26 protein-coding genes are annotated in these 18,591 nt (G+C 38.6%); 23 read left to right on the top strand and 3 right to left on the bottom strand.

Translation table 11 applies throughout. The features are described from left to right. Position 1 precedes the first annotated feature (1 nt). From rplN to dnaK, 21 genes are all read left to right on the top strand, one after another. Positions 2-370, top strand: a complete 369-nt coding sequence (gene rplN / locus GSQ84_RS09725; protein ID WP_133556533.1) for a 50S ribosomal protein L14 — start codon at positions 2-4, stop codon at positions 368-370. Between the two features lies 1 nt (position 371). Further along, the gene (gene rplX / locus GSQ84_RS09720) at positions 372-713 is read left to right on the top strand and encodes a 50S ribosomal protein L24 (RefSeq protein ID WP_158797023.1); all 342 of its coding nucleotides are present in this window, start codon (positions 372-374) and stop codon (positions 711-713) included. Next, positions 713-1,285, top strand: a complete 573-nt coding sequence (rplE, locus tag GSQ84_RS09715; RefSeq protein WP_090555286.1) for a 50S ribosomal protein L5 — start codon at positions 713-715, stop codon at positions 1,283-1,285. Before rplX ends, rplE begins: the two co-directional genes overlap by 1 nt. Further along, the gene (gene rpsN / locus GSQ84_RS09710; protein ID WP_158797022.1) at positions 1,285-1,554 is read left to right on the top strand and encodes a 30S ribosomal protein S14; all 270 of its coding nucleotides are present in this window, start codon (positions 1,285-1,287) and stop codon (positions 1,552-1,554) included. Before rplE ends, rpsN begins: the two co-directional genes overlap by 1 nt. Before the next feature lie 134 nt (positions 1,555-1,688). Continuing rightward, a complete protein-coding gene (rpsH, locus tag GSQ84_RS09705; protein ID WP_158797021.1) occupies positions 1,689-2,087 on the top strand; it encodes a 30S ribosomal protein S8 in 399 nt (132 codons plus the stop codon). Positions 2,088-2,105: 18 nt separating this feature from the next. Then, a complete protein-coding gene (gene rplF / locus GSQ84_RS09700) occupies positions 2,106-2,663 on the top strand; it encodes a 50S ribosomal protein L6 (protein ID WP_158797020.1) in 558 nt (185 codons plus the stop codon). A 5-nt stretch (positions 2,664-2,668) separates the two neighbouring features. After that, positions 2,669-3,022 (top strand): 50S ribosomal protein L18, encoded by a 354-nt coding sequence (gene rplR / locus GSQ84_RS09695; RefSeq protein ID WP_158797019.1) that lies wholly within the window; start codon positions 2,669-2,671, stop codon positions 3,020-3,022. Positions 3,023-3,040: 18 nt separating this feature from the next. Continuing rightward, the gene (gene rpsE, locus GSQ84_RS09690; RefSeq protein ID WP_090555282.1) at positions 3,041-3,559 is read left to right on the top strand and encodes a 30S ribosomal protein S5; all 519 of its coding nucleotides are present in this window, start codon (positions 3,041-3,043) and stop codon (positions 3,557-3,559) included. Positions 3,560-3,563: 4 nt separating this feature from the next. Then, positions 3,564-3,743: a 50S ribosomal protein L30 gene (rpmD, locus tag GSQ84_RS09685; protein WP_158797018.1), complete on the top strand. Its 180-nt coding sequence runs from the start codon at positions 3,564-3,566 to the stop codon at positions 3,741-3,743. Between the two features lie 111 nt (positions 3,744-3,854). Then, positions 3,855-4,301: a 50S ribosomal protein L15 gene (rplO, locus tag GSQ84_RS09680; RefSeq protein ID WP_158797017.1), complete on the top strand. Its 447-nt coding sequence runs from the start codon at positions 3,855-3,857 to the stop codon at positions 4,299-4,301. A 3-nt stretch (positions 4,302-4,304) separates the two neighbouring features. Continuing rightward, the gene (gene secY / locus GSQ84_RS09675; RefSeq protein WP_158797016.1) at positions 4,305-5,648 is read left to right on the top strand and encodes a preprotein translocase subunit SecY; all 1,344 of its coding nucleotides are present in this window, start codon (positions 4,305-4,307) and stop codon (positions 5,646-5,648) included. 6 nt (positions 5,649-5,654) lie between these two features. After that, positions 5,655-6,440, top strand: a complete 786-nt coding sequence (gene map / locus GSQ84_RS09670) for a type I methionyl aminopeptidase (RefSeq protein WP_158797015.1) — start codon at positions 5,655-5,657, stop codon at positions 6,438-6,440. A gap of 71 nt (positions 6,441-6,511) precedes the next feature. Continuing rightward, entirely contained in the window at positions 6,512-6,730 is a 219-nt protein-coding gene (gene infA / locus GSQ84_RS09665; protein ID WP_008244555.1) for a translation initiation factor IF-1, read from the top strand. Between the two features lies 1 nt (position 6,731). Continuing rightward, complete coding sequence (rpmJ, locus tag GSQ84_RS09660) at positions 6,732-6,848, top strand: 50S ribosomal protein L36 (protein ID WP_010599887.1); 117 nt, start codon at positions 6,732-6,734, stop codon at positions 6,846-6,848. 79 nt (positions 6,849-6,927) lie between these two features. Then, positions 6,928-7,305, top strand: a complete 378-nt coding sequence (gene rpsM, locus GSQ84_RS09655; protein WP_090555277.1) for a 30S ribosomal protein S13 — start codon at positions 6,928-6,930, stop codon at positions 7,303-7,305. Between the two features lie 21 nt (positions 7,306-7,326). After that, positions 7,327-7,716, top strand: coding sequence for a 30S ribosomal protein S11 (gene rpsK / locus GSQ84_RS09650; protein WP_041878538.1), 390 nt, complete (start codon positions 7,327-7,329; stop codon positions 7,714-7,716). A gap of 65 nt (positions 7,717-7,781) precedes the next feature. Further along, positions 7,782-8,390, top strand: a complete 609-nt coding sequence (gene rpsD / locus GSQ84_RS09645; protein WP_158797014.1) for a 30S ribosomal protein S4 — start codon at positions 7,782-7,784, stop codon at positions 8,388-8,390. Between the two features lie 81 nt (positions 8,391-8,471). Further along, positions 8,472-9,464 carry a DNA-directed RNA polymerase subunit alpha gene (locus tag GSQ84_RS09640; protein WP_158797013.1) on the top strand — a complete coding sequence of 331 codons (993 nt, stop codon included), beginning with the start codon at positions 8,472-8,474 and terminating at the stop codon, positions 9,462-9,464. 86 nt (positions 9,465-9,550) lie between these two features. Next, entirely contained in the window at positions 9,551-10,093 is a 543-nt protein-coding gene (gene rplQ / locus GSQ84_RS09635; RefSeq protein WP_158797012.1) for a 50S ribosomal protein L17, read from the top strand. Between the two features lie 78 nt (positions 10,094-10,171). Next, on the top strand, positions 10,172-11,356 hold the full coding sequence (locus GSQ84_RS09630; protein WP_158797011.1) for an SAM-dependent methyltransferase: 1,185 nt from the start codon (positions 10,172-10,174) through the stop codon (positions 11,354-11,356). A gap of 184 nt (positions 11,357-11,540) precedes the next feature. Further along, positions 11,541-13,454 (top strand): molecular chaperone DnaK, encoded by a 1,914-nt coding sequence (dnaK, locus tag GSQ84_RS09625; RefSeq protein ID WP_158797010.1) that lies wholly within the window; start codon positions 11,541-11,543, stop codon positions 13,452-13,454. Between the two features lie 71 nt (positions 13,455-13,525). On the opposite strand, the gene GSQ84_RS09620 is transcribed toward dnaK, so the two are convergent. The 3 genes from GSQ84_RS09620 to GSQ84_RS09610 all read right to left on the bottom strand — a co-directional run bounded on the left by GSQ84_RS09620 (position 13,526) and on the right by GSQ84_RS09610 (position 17,262). Beyond that, on the bottom strand, positions 13,526-14,425 hold the full coding sequence (locus GSQ84_RS09620) for a sugar phosphate nucleotidyltransferase (RefSeq protein WP_158797009.1): 900 nt from the start codon (positions 14,423-14,425) through the stop codon (positions 13,526-13,528). Positions 14,426-14,532: 107 nt separating this feature from the next. After that, complete coding sequence (locus GSQ84_RS09615) at positions 14,533-15,648, bottom strand: M42 family metallopeptidase (RefSeq protein ID WP_158797008.1); 1,116 nt, start codon at positions 15,646-15,648, stop codon at positions 14,533-14,535. Between the two features lie 69 nt (positions 15,649-15,717). Next, positions 15,718-17,262: an acyl-CoA carboxylase subunit beta gene (locus GSQ84_RS09610; RefSeq protein ID WP_158797007.1), complete on the bottom strand. Its 1,545-nt coding sequence runs from the start codon at positions 17,260-17,262 to the stop codon at positions 15,718-15,720. Positions 17,263-17,408: 146 nt separating this feature from the next. Between GSQ84_RS09610 and GSQ84_RS09605 the strand changes: the two genes are divergently transcribed. Then, on the top strand, positions 17,409-17,750 hold the full coding sequence (locus tag GSQ84_RS09605) for a hypothetical protein (RefSeq protein ID WP_158797006.1): 342 nt from the start codon (positions 17,409-17,411) through the stop codon (positions 17,748-17,750). A gap of 155 nt (positions 17,751-17,905) precedes the next feature. After that, the gene (gene can / locus GSQ84_RS09600) at positions 17,906-18,580 is read left to right on the top strand and encodes a carbonate dehydratase (protein ID WP_158797005.1); all 675 of its coding nucleotides are present in this window, start codon (positions 17,906-17,908) and stop codon (positions 18,578-18,580) included. The last annotated feature ends 11 nt before the right edge of the window (positions 18,581-18,591 follow it).

Below are 18,591 nucleotides of genomic sequence, written 5' to 3'. Positions count from 1 at the left end.
CATGGTACAACAGGAATCAAGATTAAACGTAGCCGACAATAGCGGCGCAAAACAAGTATTGGTTATCCGTGTACTTGGTGGAACCGGCAAAAGATACGCTTCTATTGGTGACAAAATCGTTGTTACCGTGAAAAGCGCATTACCTTCTGGAAACATTAAGAAAGGGGCAGTTTCTAAAGCAGTTGTTGTAAGAACGAAAAAAGAGATCAGACGTAAAGATGGTTCTTATATCCGTTTTGACGACAATGCCGCAGTCTTGTTAAATGCTCAGGATGAGCCGCGAGGAACACGTATTTTTGGCCCGGTGGCGAGAGAACTGCGTGAAAAACAATTCATGAAGATTGTATCATTAGCACCGGAGGTATTATAATATGAAAAATAAAGTAACTGTTCAACCAAAAATTAAAATCCGTAAAGGAGATTTAGTAAAGGTTATCGCTGGTGATTCAAGAGGCCAGGAAGGTAAAGTACTTTCTGTATTGATTACTAAAAGTAGAATTCTGATAGAAGGTGTGAACCTTGTATCTAAACATACAAAACCAAATGCTGCTACTCCAAACGGAGGTATCATTAAAAAAGAAGCTGCTCTTCATATTTCTAACGTTGCGTTAATTGATCCAAAAACTGGAAAAACTACGCGTGTTGGCAGAAAGCTTAATGCTGATGGGAAATTAGTTAGGGTATCTAAAAAATCAGGAGAGGAGATCAAATAATGACTTACATACCAAGATTAAAGACTAAATACAAAGAGGAAATTGTAACTGCACTTAAAGATAAGTTCAATTACAAAAGCGTAATGCAGGTTCCTAAGTTAGAGAAGATTGCTATCAACCAGGGTGTTGGTCGTTTCTCTGTAACTGATAAAAAGATTATGGACAGTTCTATTTTAGAAATGTCTACGATCTCTGGTCAGCAGGCAGTAGGTGCGAAATCTAAAAAAGATATCTCAAACTTTAAATTACGTAAAGGTATGCCGGTAGGTGTACGTGTAACTTTACGCGATAACAACATGTTTGAGTTTTTAGATCGTTTAATTTCCGTAGCTTTGCCACGTATTCGTGACTTCAAAGGTATCAACGATAAAGGATTTGATGGAAAAGGTAATTACACATTGGGTATTACTGAACAAATCATCTTCCCTGAGATCAACATCGACAAAATCTCTAAGATTTTAGGTATGGATATCACCTTTGTAACCACTGCAACAACTGATGTTGAAGCATTGGAATTGTTAAAGCAATTCGGATTACCGTTTAAAAATCAAACACCTAATACAGAGCAATAATGGCAAAAGAAGGAGTAAAAGCTCGCGAAGTTAAGCGCCAGAAATTGGTAGCTAAATATGCAGACAAACGTGCAGAATTAAAAGCTGCAGGTGATTTCGAAGGATTAGACAAGTTACCAAAAAACTCGTCGCCGGTACGTTTACACAACCGTTGTAAATTGACAGGACGTCCTCGTGGTTATATGCGTACTTTCGGTATATCAAGGGTATTATTCCGCGATATGGCTTTAGCAGGAAAAATTCCTGGAGTTACTAAAGCAAGCTGGTAAAAAAAATCGTTTTACGTTAGTTGTTGCACCCCGGTGTAAATGGCTAACGTTATAACGTTTAACAAAAAATATTAACCGATGGAAGGTCGCTCCGAATGGTTCGGAAAGGAAACCACTATCACAACTAAATAAAGATGAATACAGATCCAATAGCAGATTATCTTACAAGGGTAAGAAATGCCATTAAGGCAAATCACAGAATTGTAGAAATTCCTGCATCAAATCTTAAAAAGGAAATTACGAAAGTACTTTTTGACAAAGGTTACATTGCCAACTACAAGTTCGAGGACACTACAGTGCAAGGAACGATTAAAATCGCTTTAAAGTACAATCCAATTACTAAAATACCTGCGATCCGCACATTAGCGCGTATCAGCAAACCAGGTTTAAGGCAATATGCAGGCGTTGATAATATGCCAAGAGTATTGAACGGTTTAGGTATCGCTATCTTGTCTACTTCCAAAGGAGTAATGACAGATAAAGAAGCGGCCAGACTAAACATTGGTGGCGAAGTTTTGTGTCACGTTTATTAATTAAAGGAGGATAGCAAAATGTCAAGAATAGGAAGAGCCCCAATTAGTATCCCGGCAGGAGTAACCATTACAGTAGATGAAACTAATTTAGTTACTGTAAAAGGTCCAAAAGGAACATTAACACAAGCAGTCGATACAGAAATGACTGTTAGTCAGGAAGACGGAATACTTACAGTATCACGTCCGACAGAACAAAAAAGACACAAAGCATTGCACGGTTTATACCGTTCATTGATTAACAATATGGTTATTGGTGTTACAGAAGGTTATAAATTATCACAAGAATTAGTTGGTGTGGGTTACCGCGCAACGAACACAGGTAACACTTTGGATCTTGTTTTAGGTTATTCTCACCATTATGTATTCCAGTTACCGGAAGAGATTAAAGTGACTACTACCTCAGAAAAAGGTCAGACACCTAAAATCATTTTAGAAAGTATTGACAAACAACTGATTGGTCAGGTAGCAGCGAAAATACGCTCATTACGTGCACCAGAGCCTTACAAAGGTAAAGGTATCAAGTTTGTAGGAGAAGTGTTAAGAAGAAAAGCAGGTAAATCGGCTTCTAAAAAATAATCATCATGGCAGGGAAAAAATTATCTCGTAGAGATCGTATAAAAAAAGGAATCAGAAAAAGACTTACCGGTTCTGAAAACCGTCCACGTTTATCAGTTTATAGAAGCAATAAAGGAATTTATGCGCAGATCATTAACGACGTAACTGGAAGCACATTGGTATCAGCATCCTCATTATCAAAAGATTTTTCTGGTAATGGAAACAAATCAGAGCAATCTGTAGCTGTAGGTAAATTAGTAGCTGAAAAAGCAATCGCAGCTGGCATTAAAGAAGTTGTTTTCGATAGAAACGGCTATTTATACCACGGTCGCGTTAAATCACTGGCAGAAGGTGCACGTGAGGCTGGTTTAGTATTTTAATCTGAAAATAGGATAAGAATGTCAACTATCAATATAAAAAGAGTTAAGACTAGCGAGGTCGAATTGAAAGACCGTTTAGTTAGTATACAACGTGTTGCCAAAGTTACCAAGGGTGGTCGTACTTTCAGTTTCTCAGCTATCGTAGTTGTTGGAGATGAAAACGGAATCGTAGGTTACGGATTAGGTAAAGCGAAAGAAGTTACAGAAGCAATTGCTAAAGGTATCGATGACGCTAAAAAGAACTTGGTAAAAGTTCCTTTGTTAAACGGTACTGTTCCCCACGAACAAATCGGTAAATTCTCTGGTGGTTTTGTATTAATCAAACCAGCAGCAGTAGGTACAGGAGTTATCGCAGGTGGTGCAATGCGCGCTGTATTAGAGAGTGCTGGTGTACACAATGTATTAGCAAAATCAAAAGGTTCATCAAATCCTCACAACGTGGTAAAAGCAACTGTTGATGCTTTAACAAAGATGCGTGATGCTTACACAGTAGCACAACAACGTGGTGTTGATTTAAACAAAGTTTTTAACGGATAAGAACATGGCTAAGATCAAAATAACCCAGATAAAAAGTATCATTGACAGAAGCGAGCGTCAAAAAAGAACTATGCAGGCATTAGGTTTAACCAAAATGAACAAGTCTGTAGAAGTTGAGGCTAATGCTGCTATCATTGGAATGGTAAGAAAAGTTAATCACTTAGTTGCCATAGAAAGTATATAATTTCGCAAGGGTTGCAAAAGTAGTTTATATGATTACATTTGTAACCCTTGTATATGTTTCACCGTTGTCCCTGATTAGTGAAAGCGAAGGGCAACACAATAAGTTTCAAAAATGAACTTAAGTAATTTAAAACCTGCAGTAGGTAGTACTAAAAATAGTAAAAGGATTGGTCGTGGTACTGGTTCTGGTCGTGGTGGTACTTCCACTCGTGGTCATAAAGGTGCCGGATCCCGTTCAGGTCACAAAAACAAGATCGGTTTTGAAGGTGGTCAAATGCCTTTACAACGTCGTGTACCTAAGGTAGGTTTCAAACCAATTAACCGTGTTGAATATGTAGGCGTTAACTTAGACGTTTTACAAGGTTTAGCTGAGCGTTTTAGCCTGACTACTATTGATTTTGCTACTTTGCAAGAGCACGGTTTAGCACATAAAAATGACCTGGTTAAAATATTAGGTCGTGGTGAGGTAAAATCTAAAGTTGAAGTTAAAGCTCATGCTTTCTCTGCAACTGCACAAAAAGCAATTGAAGCTGTTGGAGGCTCAATAGAAAAATTGTAATTAATGAAGAAGCTGTTTACTACTTTAAGTAATATTTGGAAAATTCAAGAATTAAAAGAGCGTATAGTTTTTACGCTCGTAATTCTTTTGGTCTATAGGTTCGTTTCTCACGTTGTTCTACCAGGCGTTGATGCAACTGCCTTGGGCGATAATCAGAAATCTGGAATCTTAGGTTTGCTGGATATGTTTGCAGGGGGATCATTTTCCCGTGTATCTATCCTGGCCCTAGGGGTTATGCCTTATATTTCTGCGTCAATTGTAGTACAGTTATTGGGTATCGCTGTTCCCTCTTTCCAGAAAATGCAAAAAGAAGGAGAAAGCGGAAGAAATAAATTGAATCAGATCACCAGGTATCTAACTGTAGCAATTACAGCAGTTCAGGCTGTTGGTTACGTAAAGACGCAGGTTCCCGTAGAGGCAATTTTGATAGACCATACATTATTCTTTGTTCTGTCAACATTTGTTTTATGTGCAGGTACGCTGTTTGTGATGTGGCTTGGAGAAAAAATCACTGATAAGGGTATAGGAAACGGTATTTCACTGATCATCATGGTTGGTATCATTGCCCGTTTACCGGTAGCTTTACAACAGGAGATCAGTTCCAGATTTGTAGGAGAAGGCGGTTTAATTGCGCTAATTCTGGAAATCGTAGCGCTGTTTGCTGTAGTAATGTTTACTATCCTGATTGTTCAGGGTGTTCGTAAAGTTCCTGTTCAATACGCAAAACGTATTGTTGGAAACAGACAATTTGGAGGAGTAAGACAATACATCCCGTTGAAAGTTAATGCTGCTGGTGTTATGCCGATCATTTTCGCTCAGGCGCTGATGTTTATTCCAACAACACTTACACAGTTTTTCCCATCACTGCAAAACACATGGCTGATTCAGTTTAGTGATCCTACTTCACTGGCCTATAGCTTAACATTTGCATTTTTAATTATTGCATTTACATTCTTCTATACTGCGATTACAGTTAATCCGGTACAGATGTCTGATGATATGAAGAAAAACGGTGGTTTCATTCCGGGTATTAAACCAGGATTGTCTACCTCTTCTTTTATTGATGACGTAATCTCTAAGATCACCTTTCCAGGTTCTGTATTCTTAGCGATTGTTGCCATTCTTCCTTCACTGGCAGTAAAGTTCGGTATCAAATCTGAGTTCGCCCATTTCTATGGAGGAACTTCTCTGCTGATTTTAGTAGGTGTGGTATTGGATACCTTACAACAGATTGAAAGTTATTTGTTAATGCGTCACTATGATGGATTAATGAAAACAGGAAGAGTTACAGGCCGTACAGGAATACCCGCTGCTAGCGCAACTAGTGAAGGCAGTGCAGTAATTTAGTATTGAATGTCGAAAATCTACTATAAGTCTCCCGAAGAGATTGAACTGATCAGGGAGAGTTCCCTGCTGGTTTCTAAGACACTTGCAGAAGTGGCTAAGATCATTGGACCGGGAATGACCACAAAGCAGTTAAACACTGTCGCGGAGACTTACATGAAAGACAATGGTGCAATACCTGCGTTTTTAAACTACAATGGATTTCCATACGCACTTTGCATATCTCCGAACGAACAGGTTGTTCACGGATTTCCAAGTGATTATGTGATACAGGAAGGTGATTTAATTTCTGTGGATTGTGGAGTAATAAAGAACAACTTTTTTGGCGACTCAGCCTATACCTTTTCTATCGGAGAGATTAGTCCTGAACGTCAGAAACTGGTTGATATCACCCAGGAATGTTTAGTTCGAGCTATTGATAAAGCTGTTGTAGGTTCCCGTATCGGAGATGTGGGCTATGCAGTACAGTCATTGGCGGAAGCAAATGGTTTTGGTGTAGTGAGAGAATTGGTTGGTCATGGTGTTGGCGTAAAGCTGCATGAGAAACCAGAGGTTCCCAACTACGGAAGACGCGGCACCGGAATGAAATTAGAGGATGGGATGGTAATTGCCATAGAACCAATGATTAATGCCGGTACAGCTAATATAAAGTTTTGGTCTGATGGATGGACTGTGACCAGTAGGGACAACCAGCCGTCGGCACATTTTGAACACACTGTTGCGATAAAAAGGGGTAAAGCAGATGTTTTATCGACCTTTTCTTTTATTGAAGAAGTTTTAAAAGAAAAAAGGTAAATAATTAAATATTTTTATTTAATTTTGCAACCCTGTTTAATAGCAGCTAAATAAGTAAAAATCAATATTATATGGCTAAACAAGCCTCGATTGAACAAGACGGTGTAATAAGAGAAGCATTATCAAATGCCATGTTCCGCGTAGAGTTGGAGAATGGACATGAGATTATCGCTCATATCTCAGGTAAAATGAGGATGCACTACATTAAGATATTACCTGGGGATAAAGTAAAATTAGAGATGTCGCCTTACGATTTATCAAAGGGCAGGATTACTTATAGATATAAATAAAATGAAAGTTAGGTCATCAATTAAAAAACGCAGCGCTGATTGCAAGATTATTCGTCGTAAGGGTAAACTTTACGTAATCAACAAGAAGAATCCTAAATACAAGCAGCGTCAGGGTTAAGAGAAATTATTGAGTTATGATTAGATTGAATGTACAGGTTACTCAATCTGACATCAAATAATCAAACATTTTTACAAATATGGCAAGGATATCAGGTATTGATTTACCAAGAAACAAAAGAGGCGAAATTGGACTAACTTACATCTTTGGTGTAGGCAGATCAACTGCTCAGCGCATACTCACTGAAGCAGGTATCGATTTTAGCAAAAAAGTACAGGACTGGTCTGATGATGAATTATCAGCAATCCGTACCATTATTAATGACGGCGTTAAAGTAGAAGGTGCTTTACGTTCTGAGGTTCAGTTAAACATTAAACGTTTAATGGATATCGGTTGTTACCGTGGATTACGTCACAGAAAAGGTTTGCCGGTACGTGGACAACGTACTAAGAACAATTCTCGTACTCGTAAAGGCAAAAGAAAAACAGTTGCTAACAAGAAAAAAGCTACTAAATAAAATTAGTAACGAATAATAATTATGGCTAAGAGTAAAAAAGTAACCAAAAAGCGTATTGTTGTTATTGAACCAGTTGGTCAGGCACATATCAATGCGACTTTTAATAATATCATTGTTACCCTAACAAATAACAACGGTCAAACTATTTCATGGTCTTCAGCAGGTAAAATGGGATTCAAGGGTTCTAAAAAGAACACTCCATACGCTGCAGGTCAAGCTGCATCTGATTGCGGTAAGGTAGCATTTGACTTAGGTCTGCGTAAAGTAGAAGTTTTTGTTAAAGGTCCTGGATCAGGTCGTGAGTCTGCTATCAGAACACTACAGATCTCTGGAATCGAAGTTACTTCGATCAAAGATATTACGCCGCTTCCGCACAACGGATGTCGTCCTCCTAAGAAGAGAAGAGTTTAATTTATTAATTTTTAAAGCTAAGAGTCTGCAGCTTCAGGTTGCATGATACTTTAAAACAAAAAGCAATGGCAAGATATACAGGACCCAAGTCCAAAATCGCGCGTAAATTCAGAGAGCCAATTTTCGGCCCTGATAAAGTATTAGATAGAAAAAATTATCCTCCTGGACAGCACGGTGCGTCTAAAAGAAGAGGTAAACAATCTGAGTATTCAGTACAGTTAATGGAAAAACAGAAAGTTAAATATACTTATGGTGTATTAGAACGTCAGTTCCGTAACTTGTTTACTAAAGCATCTTCCCGTCAGGGTATCACAGGTGATAACTTGCTTCAATTATTGGAAGCTCGTTTAGATAACACAGTATACAGATTAGGTATTGCCACTACTCGCTCAGCTGCACGCCAGTTAGTTAGCCATAAACACGTAACAGTGAACGGTGAAGTAGTAAATATCCCTTCATATCAATTAAAAGCTGGAGATGTTATTGCAGTACGTGAGAAATCTAAAACTTTAGAAAGCATCACTAACTCAGTAGCCGGCAGAGTAATCAATAAATTTAATTGGTTAGACTGGAATGCAAGCGAATTGACAGGTAAGTTCTTAACTTATCCAAACCGCGATGAGATTCCAGAGAATATCAAAGAAAACTTGATTATCGAGTTATACTCTAAGTAATAATATATTTAATTAGCTGCCTTACGGGGTAGCTAATTTTTTGCGTTACATAATATTAATAACGATCTAAAAACATTATAAATGGCAATTTTAGCATTTCAGAAACCCGATAAGGTCATCATGCAGAAATCAACAGATTTCGATGGTATATTTGAATTTCGTCCCTTAGAACCCGGTTTCGGTGTAACAATTGGTAATGCCTTGAGAAGGATTCTTCTTTCTTCGTTAGAAGGTTATGCCATTACAAGTATTCGTTTTTCTGGTGTATCACATGAGTTTTCTACAATGAAAGGTGTTGTAGAAGATTTAACTGAAATTATCCTGAATTTGAAACAAGTTCGTTTCAAAAAAGCTGGTGATTCAGGTGAATCTGAAAAAGTTTTTATTGTAGTTAATGGCCAGGATCAATTCCTTGCAGGTGACATCACCAAATTCTCTAACAATTTCGAAGTCCTTAATCCGGATTTCGTAATTTGTAACATGGAGAAATCAGTTACTTTAGAGGTAGAATTAACTATCAATAAAGGACGTGGTTATGTACCAGCTGAAGAAAATAAAATTAATGATGCTGTTGTTGGTGTAATTGCTATCGATTCGATCTTTACCCCAATGAAAAATGTAAAATACACGATTGAAAATTATCGTGTTGAGCAGAAAACAGATTATGAAAAATTAATTCTGGATATTTCTACAGATGGTTCTATCCATCCTGAAGAAGCTTTGAAAGAAGCGGCCAAAATTTTGATTCAGCATTTCATGCTATTCTCTGATGAGAACTTAGTATTGGAGTCGCAGGCTAAAGAAGAAACTAAAGAGGTTGATGAAGAAATTTTGCATATGCGCAAAATCTTAAAAACTGAATTAGTTGATTTAGATCTTTCAGTACGTGCATTAAACTGCTTAAAAGCAGCTGATATCCGTACCCTGGCTGATCTTGTTTCCTACGATGTTGCTGATATGTTGAAGTTCAGAAATTTCGGTAAGAAATCACTGACTGAGATTCAGGAACTGGTTAAGTCTAAAAGCTTATCATTCGGTATGAATTTAACAAAATACAAACTGGACGAAGAGTAACCAGAAGATAACAACAAACATATTGTTAATAGTGTGTAATTCCCTCTTTAATTCAGAAGAGACGGTATGCACTAAATAAATTAAAAATGAGACACGGTAAAAAAAACAACCACTTAGGCAGAACTGACTCCCATCGTAAAGCGATGTTGGCTAACATGGCCTCATCATTGATCAAACACAAAAGGATCTCTACAACATTAGCTAAAGCTAAAGCTTTGCGTATGTATGTTGAACCCCTGATCACTAAATCTAAATTAGATACTACACATTCACGTCGTATTGTATTTAGCTATTTACAGGATAAAGATACAGTTACTGAATTGTTCCGTGATGTAGCTGCTAAAGTAGCTAACCGTCCGGGTGGTTATACCAGAATTATCAAATTAAACAGTCGTTTAGGTGATAATGCTGAGATGGCATTAATTGAACTGGTTGATTACAACGAAATTTACGGTGTAGATACTGAAGCTGCAGAAAAGAAAACGACTCGTCGTGGAAGAACTAAAGCTAAAAAATCTGATGCACCTGCTGCTAAAACTGAAGTTGTTGCTGAAGAAGCACCAGCTGCAGAAGAAGCAACTCCTGACGCTCCAGCAGCTGAAGAAGCAAAAGAAGATAAAGGAGAGTAATTTAACTCTTCTCCGATTTATAAATGCCTTTCTGAAATTCGGAAAGGCATTTTTTATTTATAACCTTAATTTGGTTTTATGTTAAATCATGAACATGTGGATGCATTCAAGGGACTATTTTCGGATAGCCTGAACAATGGTACATTCATCAAAGTTTCTTTAAGTAATTACCAGGGGGACGAAAAGGACTTGAAAAATATTTATATAAGGAAAGTGCTGCTTAAAGTTGGGGAACGTCTCGCTTTCACTTATCGTTACCAAACCAGGGATATCGTAAAGAATTATACCTATGAGGAAGGACTGGAACTGGTTTCTGCTTATCTTTCTTCCGGGTTTATGATTGGTACCTGTTTCACCACAGTACATGATTTTGTACTGCAACTGCATCAAACTAAAGGTAATTCTTTACACACCAATAAAGCTACACTGTCTGAACCTTTATCAGTGAACCACGATAAAGCGAAAGCACGGTTAATTCCTGCAACAGAGCGGCCTTACCTGCATGCGCTTAAGATCACTGATGCTAAAGGTGTAGTTTATCAGCATGCACAGGATAAATATAAACAGATCAATCAATATGTAGCATTACTTGATCCGCTGATCAGGACATTGCCTCAGGGAAGCGTTAAGAAGGTGGCGGATATGGGTTCCGGGAAAGGATACCTGACCTTTGCATTGTATGATTATCTGGTCAGTGTATTGAATATAGAGGTTAAAGTTACCGGTGTAGAGTACCGCCAGGACCTGGTAGACCTGTGTCAACAAATTGCTGTAGATGCTAAGTTTAGCGGACTTGATTTTGTTCAGGGCTCTATAGTGGATTATGATGCAGAGGGTATTGATCTTTTAATTGCACTGCATGCCTGTGATACAGCAACTGACGATGCTATTTATAAGGGGATTAAAGCAGGAGCTGAGCTAATTGTTGTTGCTCCCTGCTGTCACAAACAGATCAGAAGGCAGATAGAAAAAGGGAAGGCAACGAATGAGCTCGACTTCCTGACTAAGTACGGGATTTTTTTAGAACGGCAGGCAGAAATGGTAACAGATGGGATCCGGGCTTTGATACTTGAATATTTTGGCTATAAAACCAAAGTGTTTGAGTTCATTTCAGATGCCCATACACCCAAGAACGTTTTGGTAGTTGGTGTAAAAACAAAAGAAGCTGTAACAGATCAGGCGGGTCTATTGGAAAAAATCAGGACAACAAAGGCTTTTTTTGGAATCGAATATCATTATTTAGAAAAACTACTGGCACTGTAAGCCAATTTATTGACAGTTGAATTTGCAATTCTGACAACCTGTCAGAATTGCAAATGATTTTCATTTACATTGTACTGAAACATAATCATGATCTGTCTGTTTACCTGCCAAAAGCTAATTGGCACATTGCTTGTTAAATAGAATTAGTAAAATAGAATTCATCACATAAACAAAGATAAATAGCATGTCAAAAATTATTGGTATAGACTTAGGAACAACAAACTCTTGCGTAGCCGTAATGGAAGGTAACGAACCTGTAGTTATAGCCAACAGTGAGGGTAAACGTACAACGCCATCCATTGTTGCTTTTGCAGAAAATGGAGAACGTAAAGTAGGTGATTCTGCAAAACGTCAGGCAATCACTAACCCAACAAAAACAATTTATTCCATTAAACGCTTCATGGGCAGCAGTTTTGCTGAAGTATCAAAAGAAGCTGGCCGTGTGCCTTACAAAGTTGTAAAAGGTGACAATAATACTCCAAGAGTAGAAATTGATGACCGTAAATACACTCCACAGGAAATTTCTGCAATGATTCTGCAGAAAATGAAAAAAACTGCGGAAGACTTTTTAGGTCAGGAAGTTACTGAAGCAGTTATTACTGTTCCTGCATATTTCAACGATGCACAACGTCAGGCAACTAAAGAAGCTGGTGAAATCGCTGGTTTAACAGTTAAACGTATTATCAACGAGCCTACTGCGGCTGCTTTAGCTTACGGTTTAGATAAAGCACATAAAGACATGAAAATTGTTGTGTTTGACTGTGGTGGTGGTACGCATGACGTTTCTGTATTAGAGTTAGGAGATGGTGTATTTGAGGTTAAATCTACTGATGGTGATACTCACTTAGGTGGTGATGACTTTGACCATATTATCATAGATTGGTTAGCTGCTGAATTCAAAAATGAAAATGGCATGGACCTGGCTCAGGATCCAATGGCTTTACAACGTTTGAAAGAAGCTGCTGAAAAAGCTAAAATTGAATTGTCAAGCACAACTTCAACTGAGATTAACTTACCTTATATCACAGCTGACGCAAGCGGACCAAAACACTTAGTTAGAACTTTAAGCCGTGCTAAATTTGAGCAACTGGCATCTGACCTGATCAAACGTACTATCGAACCTTGTAAATCTGCTTTGAAAAACGCTGGTTTAAAAACAAGTGATATCGATGAGATCATTTTAGTAGGTGGTTCTACACGTATTCCTGCTATTCAGGATGCAGTAAAAGCATTTTTCGGTAAAGAACCTTCTAAAGGTGTTAACCCTGATGAGGTTGTTGCTATCGGTGCTGCAATTCAAGGTGGTGTATTAACTGGTGAAGTTAAAGATGTATTGTTATTAGATGTTACCCCTCTTTCTTTAGGAATTGAGACTATGGGTGGTGTAATGACTAAACTGATCGAAGCTAATACTACTATCCCTTCTAAAAAAGCAGAAACTTTCTCTACAGCAGCTGATAATCAGCCTTCAGTAGAAATACATATTTTACAGGGCGAGCGTCCAATGGCTGCTCAGAACCGTACAATTGGTCGTTTTATCTTAGACGGTATTCCACCAGCTCCACGCGGTGTGCCTCAGGTTGAAGTAGCATTTGATATTGATGCTAACGGTATCCTGCATGTAAGTGCTAAAGATAAAGCTACCGGTAAAGAACAAAAAATTCGTATTGAGGCTTCATCTGGTTTAACTGATGAAGAGATCAAAAGAATGAAAGAAGAAGCAGAGCAAAATGCTGATGCTGATAAAATTGCTAAAGAAGAAGCTGAAAAAATCAACAGCGCTGATGCTTTAATCTTCTCTACAGAGAAACAATTAAAAGAATTTGGCGAAAAGATCTCTGCTGATAAAAAAGCACCGATTGAAGCTGGTTTAGCGAAATTACAAGCTGCTCACGCTGCAAGAAATTTTGCTGATATTGATGCTGCTCAGGAAGAATTACAAGCTGCATGGAACGCTGCATCTGAAGAGATGTATAAAGGCGGACAAGAGGGCGCTCCTGCTGACGGTGGTGCTGACCAGTCTCATACTCAATCTGCAGAAGGTACTGATAACGTAACTGATGTTGACTTCGAAGAAGTAAAAGACGATAAAAAATAATCGTTAACAGATCAAATGAAAAAGGGGCGGAAATTAATTTCTGCCCCTTTTTTTATGCGATGTAATTTAAATTACTTCCACAGATTTTCAGGATAAACGCCATCTTTAATCAGCTGATCTATACTTGCCTGAACAATTGGTTTATCTTCTTTATAAGTTACACCAAACCATTTGCTGTCGGTAGGAACTACTTTAAAATCTGCCTTTTCTGAATTTAATAGTGTTTCCACAATGATAGGAATATAAAATTCTGATTTAGGGTCTTCTTGGTGCGATTCGGCGAACTCCCTGAATAATTCTTCACCCAGCTTAAATACTTCCGGTGTAAAGCCCCAGAAGTTCATAGAAACACGCGTATCAATAGCCAAAGGATATAGTTCTTCACCTTCTTCATAAAAGATCGCATCCCCTTTAGGAAATACTTTTGTTCTTTCAATGATTTCTTCCAGATAGCCTTCATGGCTTACTTTACATACTCCACGTGATACTGCACCAAAATCTGATAAAGTTTTAGCTACTTCATAACCGATCATAGAGTAGTTACTTCCTGTTACCTCTTCAGTCAGGAATTTAACCATTTTCTGAAAAGCATCCAGACCATAGAAATCATCCGCATTGATCACGCAGAAAGGTTCTTTGATGGCATGTCTTGCGGCAAGGATAGCGTGGCCTGTTCCCCATGGTTTACTTCTTTCAATTTGAAGATCAATACCATATTGCTTCAAATTAAAATTTTGAAATACATAATCAGTTTCTATTTTTCCATTTAGTTTGGCTTCGAATATGGCTTTAAAGTTATCTACAAAATCTTCTTTGATGATAAAAACAACTTTTCCGAAGCCGGCTTTTATGGCATCGTATATTGAATAATCGATGATGGTTTCATCGTTAGGTCCAAAGCCATCAATTTGTTTCATACTGCCATAGCGACTTGCCATACCAGCTGCGAGTATTAATAAAGTGGGTTTCATTTTTCTTATTTTTTAATCAAAAGGCCTCGGGCCATACGGGACAATATACCATAAAAAAGCGTGCTTGAAAGATCAGGCACGCTTAAATATTCGGTGAATATAAGATGTTATTTGTTGTATTTAAAATCGTGGTCTTTTTTAATGTTTAATAAAGAGTGATAGATCAGTCGGATAACATTATCTACATCTTCTTTATGGATCATTTCTACCGTAGTATGCATGTAACGCAAAGGTAATGAGATCAGCGCTGAGGGTACACCGCCATTTGAATATGCAAAGGCATCTGTGTCTGTTCCTGTAGAACGGGATGAAGCCTGGCGCTGGAAAGGAATGTTGTTTTTTTGTGCTGTTTCGATCAGCAATTTATTCAGGTTAGTTTGCACAGCAGGGGCGTAGGAAACTACCGGTCCGCGGCCGCAGGCTAAATCACCCTGTGTAATTTTGTTGATCATTGGTGTAGAAGTATCGTGAGTAACGTCTGTAATGATCGCTACGTTAGGCTTAATCCTATGCGCAATCATTTCTGCTCCTCTTAGACCGATTTCTTCCTGAACGGAGTTTACAATGTATAACCCAAAAGGTAGTTCCTGTTTGTTTTCTTTAAGTAAACGTGCCACTTCCGCGATCATAAACCCACCGGCACGGTTATCCAGTGCACGGCCTACATAGTAGCGGTCGTTTAATACCATGAATTCATCTTCATAAGTAATTACACAGCCTACATGGATACCCAGACTTTCTACTTCTTCTTTTGTGGTGCAGCCACAGTCAAGGAAAATGTTTTTCAAAGCAGGCGCTTCTTCTTTTTCTCCCGCACCGCGTGTATGTATTGCCGGCCAGCCAAAAACAGCTTTTACCAGGCCTTTATCAGTATGTATATTTACCCTTTTGGAAGGAGCGATCTGGTGATCTGAACCACCGTTTCTGATCACATAGATCAGTCCATCGCTGGTGATATAATTTACAAACCAGGAGATTTCATCAGCATGTGCTTCAATAACTACTTTAAAAGTAGCTTCGGGATTGATTACGCCTACTGCTGTTCCATAGTTATCGATAAAACTTTCATCAATATATGGTTTAAGGTAGTCTAACCAAAGTTTTTGTCCCGGGTATTCAAATCCCGTTGGAGATGGATTATTGATATATTCTTCAAAAAACTGGAGGGATTTCTCATTTACAACAGATATATGTTTCTGCTGATCATCTTTCTTTTTAGCCATCTTTAAATATAGGTTTATACAACAAATATATAAAGATGGCACTAAGCATCACAGAATCGGCTGTTTTATTTACAATGGAATGTTGCCATGTTTTTTACGCGGATTGTTGACTACTTTATTTTCCAGCATTTTAAATGCTTTAATGAGTTTGGTACGTGTGGCTGATGGTTCTATCACTTCATCTACAAATCCTCGTTCTGCTGCACGATAAGGATTGGCGAAGATCTCTGCATACATTTTTTCTTTTTCCAGCAATTTTTCTTCAGGATCTGCAGAAAGCTGGATCTCTTTTTTGAAGATGATTTCTGCAGCACCTTTGGCGCCCATTACTGCGATTTCTGCGGTCGGCCAGGCATAATTCATATCTGCACCAATGTGTTTGGAATTCATCACATCGTAAGCACCTCCATAGGCTTTCCTGATGATTACTGTAATTCTGGGTACAGTGGCTTCACTAAATGCGTACAATAGTTTTGCACCATTGGTAATGATGCCGTTCCATTCCTGATCTGTTCCGGGCAGAAAACCGGGTACATCTTCCAGTACCAGCAGGGGAATGTTAAAACAGTCACAAAATCTAACAAAACGTGCAGCTTTAACAGAAGCATGGTTGTCCAGCACACCGGCAAGATAAGCAGGCTGATTGGCGATAATGCCTATGCTTCTTCCGGCAAGGCGGGCAAAACCAACAACAATATTTTCTGCGTAGTCTTTATGGACTTCCAGGAAAGTATCCTGATCGGCGATCTGGCTGATAACTTCTCTTACGTCATAAGGCTGATTTGCATTTTCCGGTATGATCGTATTCAAAGTTATACGGGTTTCGTCCTGGCCAAGGCTATAGGCTAAAGGTGCCGGTATCTCCTCGCAATTCTGCGGCATATAACTGAGCAGGCGTTTGACATGGTTAATGGCATCAATTTCATTGCTGCAGGAGAAATGAGTTACGCCGGATTTTGTAGCATGTGTAGAGGCACCACCCAGTTCTTCTGAGCTCACTTCTTCATGCGTTACCGTCTTCACCACATTAGGGCCGGTTACAAACATATAGGAAGTGTTTTCTACCATGAGGATGAAATCTGTGATGGCAGGAGAGTATACTGCACCGCCTGCACAAGGACCCATAATGGCCGAAAGTTGTGGGATCACACCCGAAGCCTGTACATTCCTGTAAAATATATCTGCATAACCTCCGAGAGAAACTACGCCTTCCTGTATCCGTGCACCTCCGCTGTCGTTTAACCCAATGAGCGGAGCCCCGTTTTTTAAGGCCAGCTCCATAATCTTACAGATCTTTTCGGCATGTGTTTCAGAAAGGGAACCACCAAAAACAGTGAAATCCTGTGAAAATACATAAACCAGCCGTCCGTTAATATTTCCATAACCCGTTACTACACCGTCTCCGGGATATTTTTCTGTTTCCATTCCAAAGTCTACACTTCTGTGGGTTACCAGCATGCCTATTTCTTCAAAAGACCCTTCATCCAGCAAAAAATGCAGTCGCTCACGAGCAGTTAATTTGCCCTTTTTATGCTGACTTTCAATTCTTACCGGGCCACCGCCAGCATGTGCCTGCTTAATTTTGTCTTGTAGTAATGCTATTTTGTTATTCATGGATGTTCATACGATTGGTATAAATGTAGAAATTACTGGTGATATTGTGAATTAGTTCATAATTACATTTTTTTTACAAGTTTTATAGCTGTTTAAATGGGCTAGGTGTTATTTTTGGGCGTTAAGTAAAGCCGTTTACCAGATCTATGTTTTTTCGTAAGTACCGTTTAGTTATCGTTATTGCTTTTATCAGTATCTTTTTATCAAAGATGGTGATCTCTGCTGCCCCGGTATTGAGCTGGTATTTAGATGCAACTACGGTTAAATCTGTGATCCTTCAGCTAGAGCAAGAACACGGCTCAGAAGATGATGCCGGAAAGAGCCTGGTGAAATTTACAGACTATAAACCCATTGATCTTCATTATAACTATGCCTATGTCCCCATCATACGGGGTTTCAGTATCAGGAATTGTTATGTTGATCATTTCAGGCGTTATGTAGACCCCTATCATCCGTCAGTACCGACTCCACCTCCAAATTTTAGTTGATTGAAGTAAAACGTCTAGCTAATTTAAGATTGGCTAATCGTAAATATTGAATGCTCTCGAAATATCTTCATTATGCTTACATCAGAGGGATTATATTTACCTTAGATAGATAAAGCGTATTTTATTCAACGGACTGATAAATTAAAAAAAATATTATGTGCTCAAAAATTAGTGAACACTCACAACAAATTACATACGAAGGGTTATTAAAAGGCAATAAGGAATGGGTTGCAGCTACCCTGGCTGAAGATCCGACTTTCTTCGACCGCTTGTCTGCAGGCCAGAAACCACCAGTATTGTGGATTGGCTGTTCAGACAGCAGGGTTCCTGCCAATCAAATTACCAATACTACTCCAGGGGATATTTTTGTTCACCGTAATATTGCCAATGTAGTAGTGCATACGGATATGAACATGTTAAGTGTATTGGATTATGCAGTGAACGTACTGGAAGTAGAACATGTGATTGTATGCGGCCATTATGGTTGCGGTGGGGTAGAGGCTGCCATTGGAAATAAACAATTCGGTATCATTGATAATTGGTTAAGGAATATCAAGGATATCTACCGTTTGCATTACCATGAGCTGGACCTGATTTCTGATCATAAACAAAGATGTGCGCGCTTAGTAGAGCTGAATGTTATTGAAGGTGTATTTAACCTGACTAAAACATCCATTGTTCAAAACAGATGGGCCAATGGTAAAAAATTGGGTGTACATGGATGGGCTTATAGCCTTGAAACAGGATTGATCACGGATTTAAAAGTTACTACAGAATCCAATGATCATATTTCTTCTGTTTTTAAGATGGATAATTTGAAACCATTATAGTCTCCATAAAA

It is taken from the genome of Pedobacter sp. L105 (assembly GCF_009765875.1).
Classification (GTDB): Bacteria; Bacteroidota; Bacteroidia; order Sphingobacteriales; family Sphingobacteriaceae; genus Pedobacter.
The sequence above is the reverse complement of the archived record's forward strand: the minus strand, read 5'-3'. Positions and strand labels throughout refer to the sequence as shown.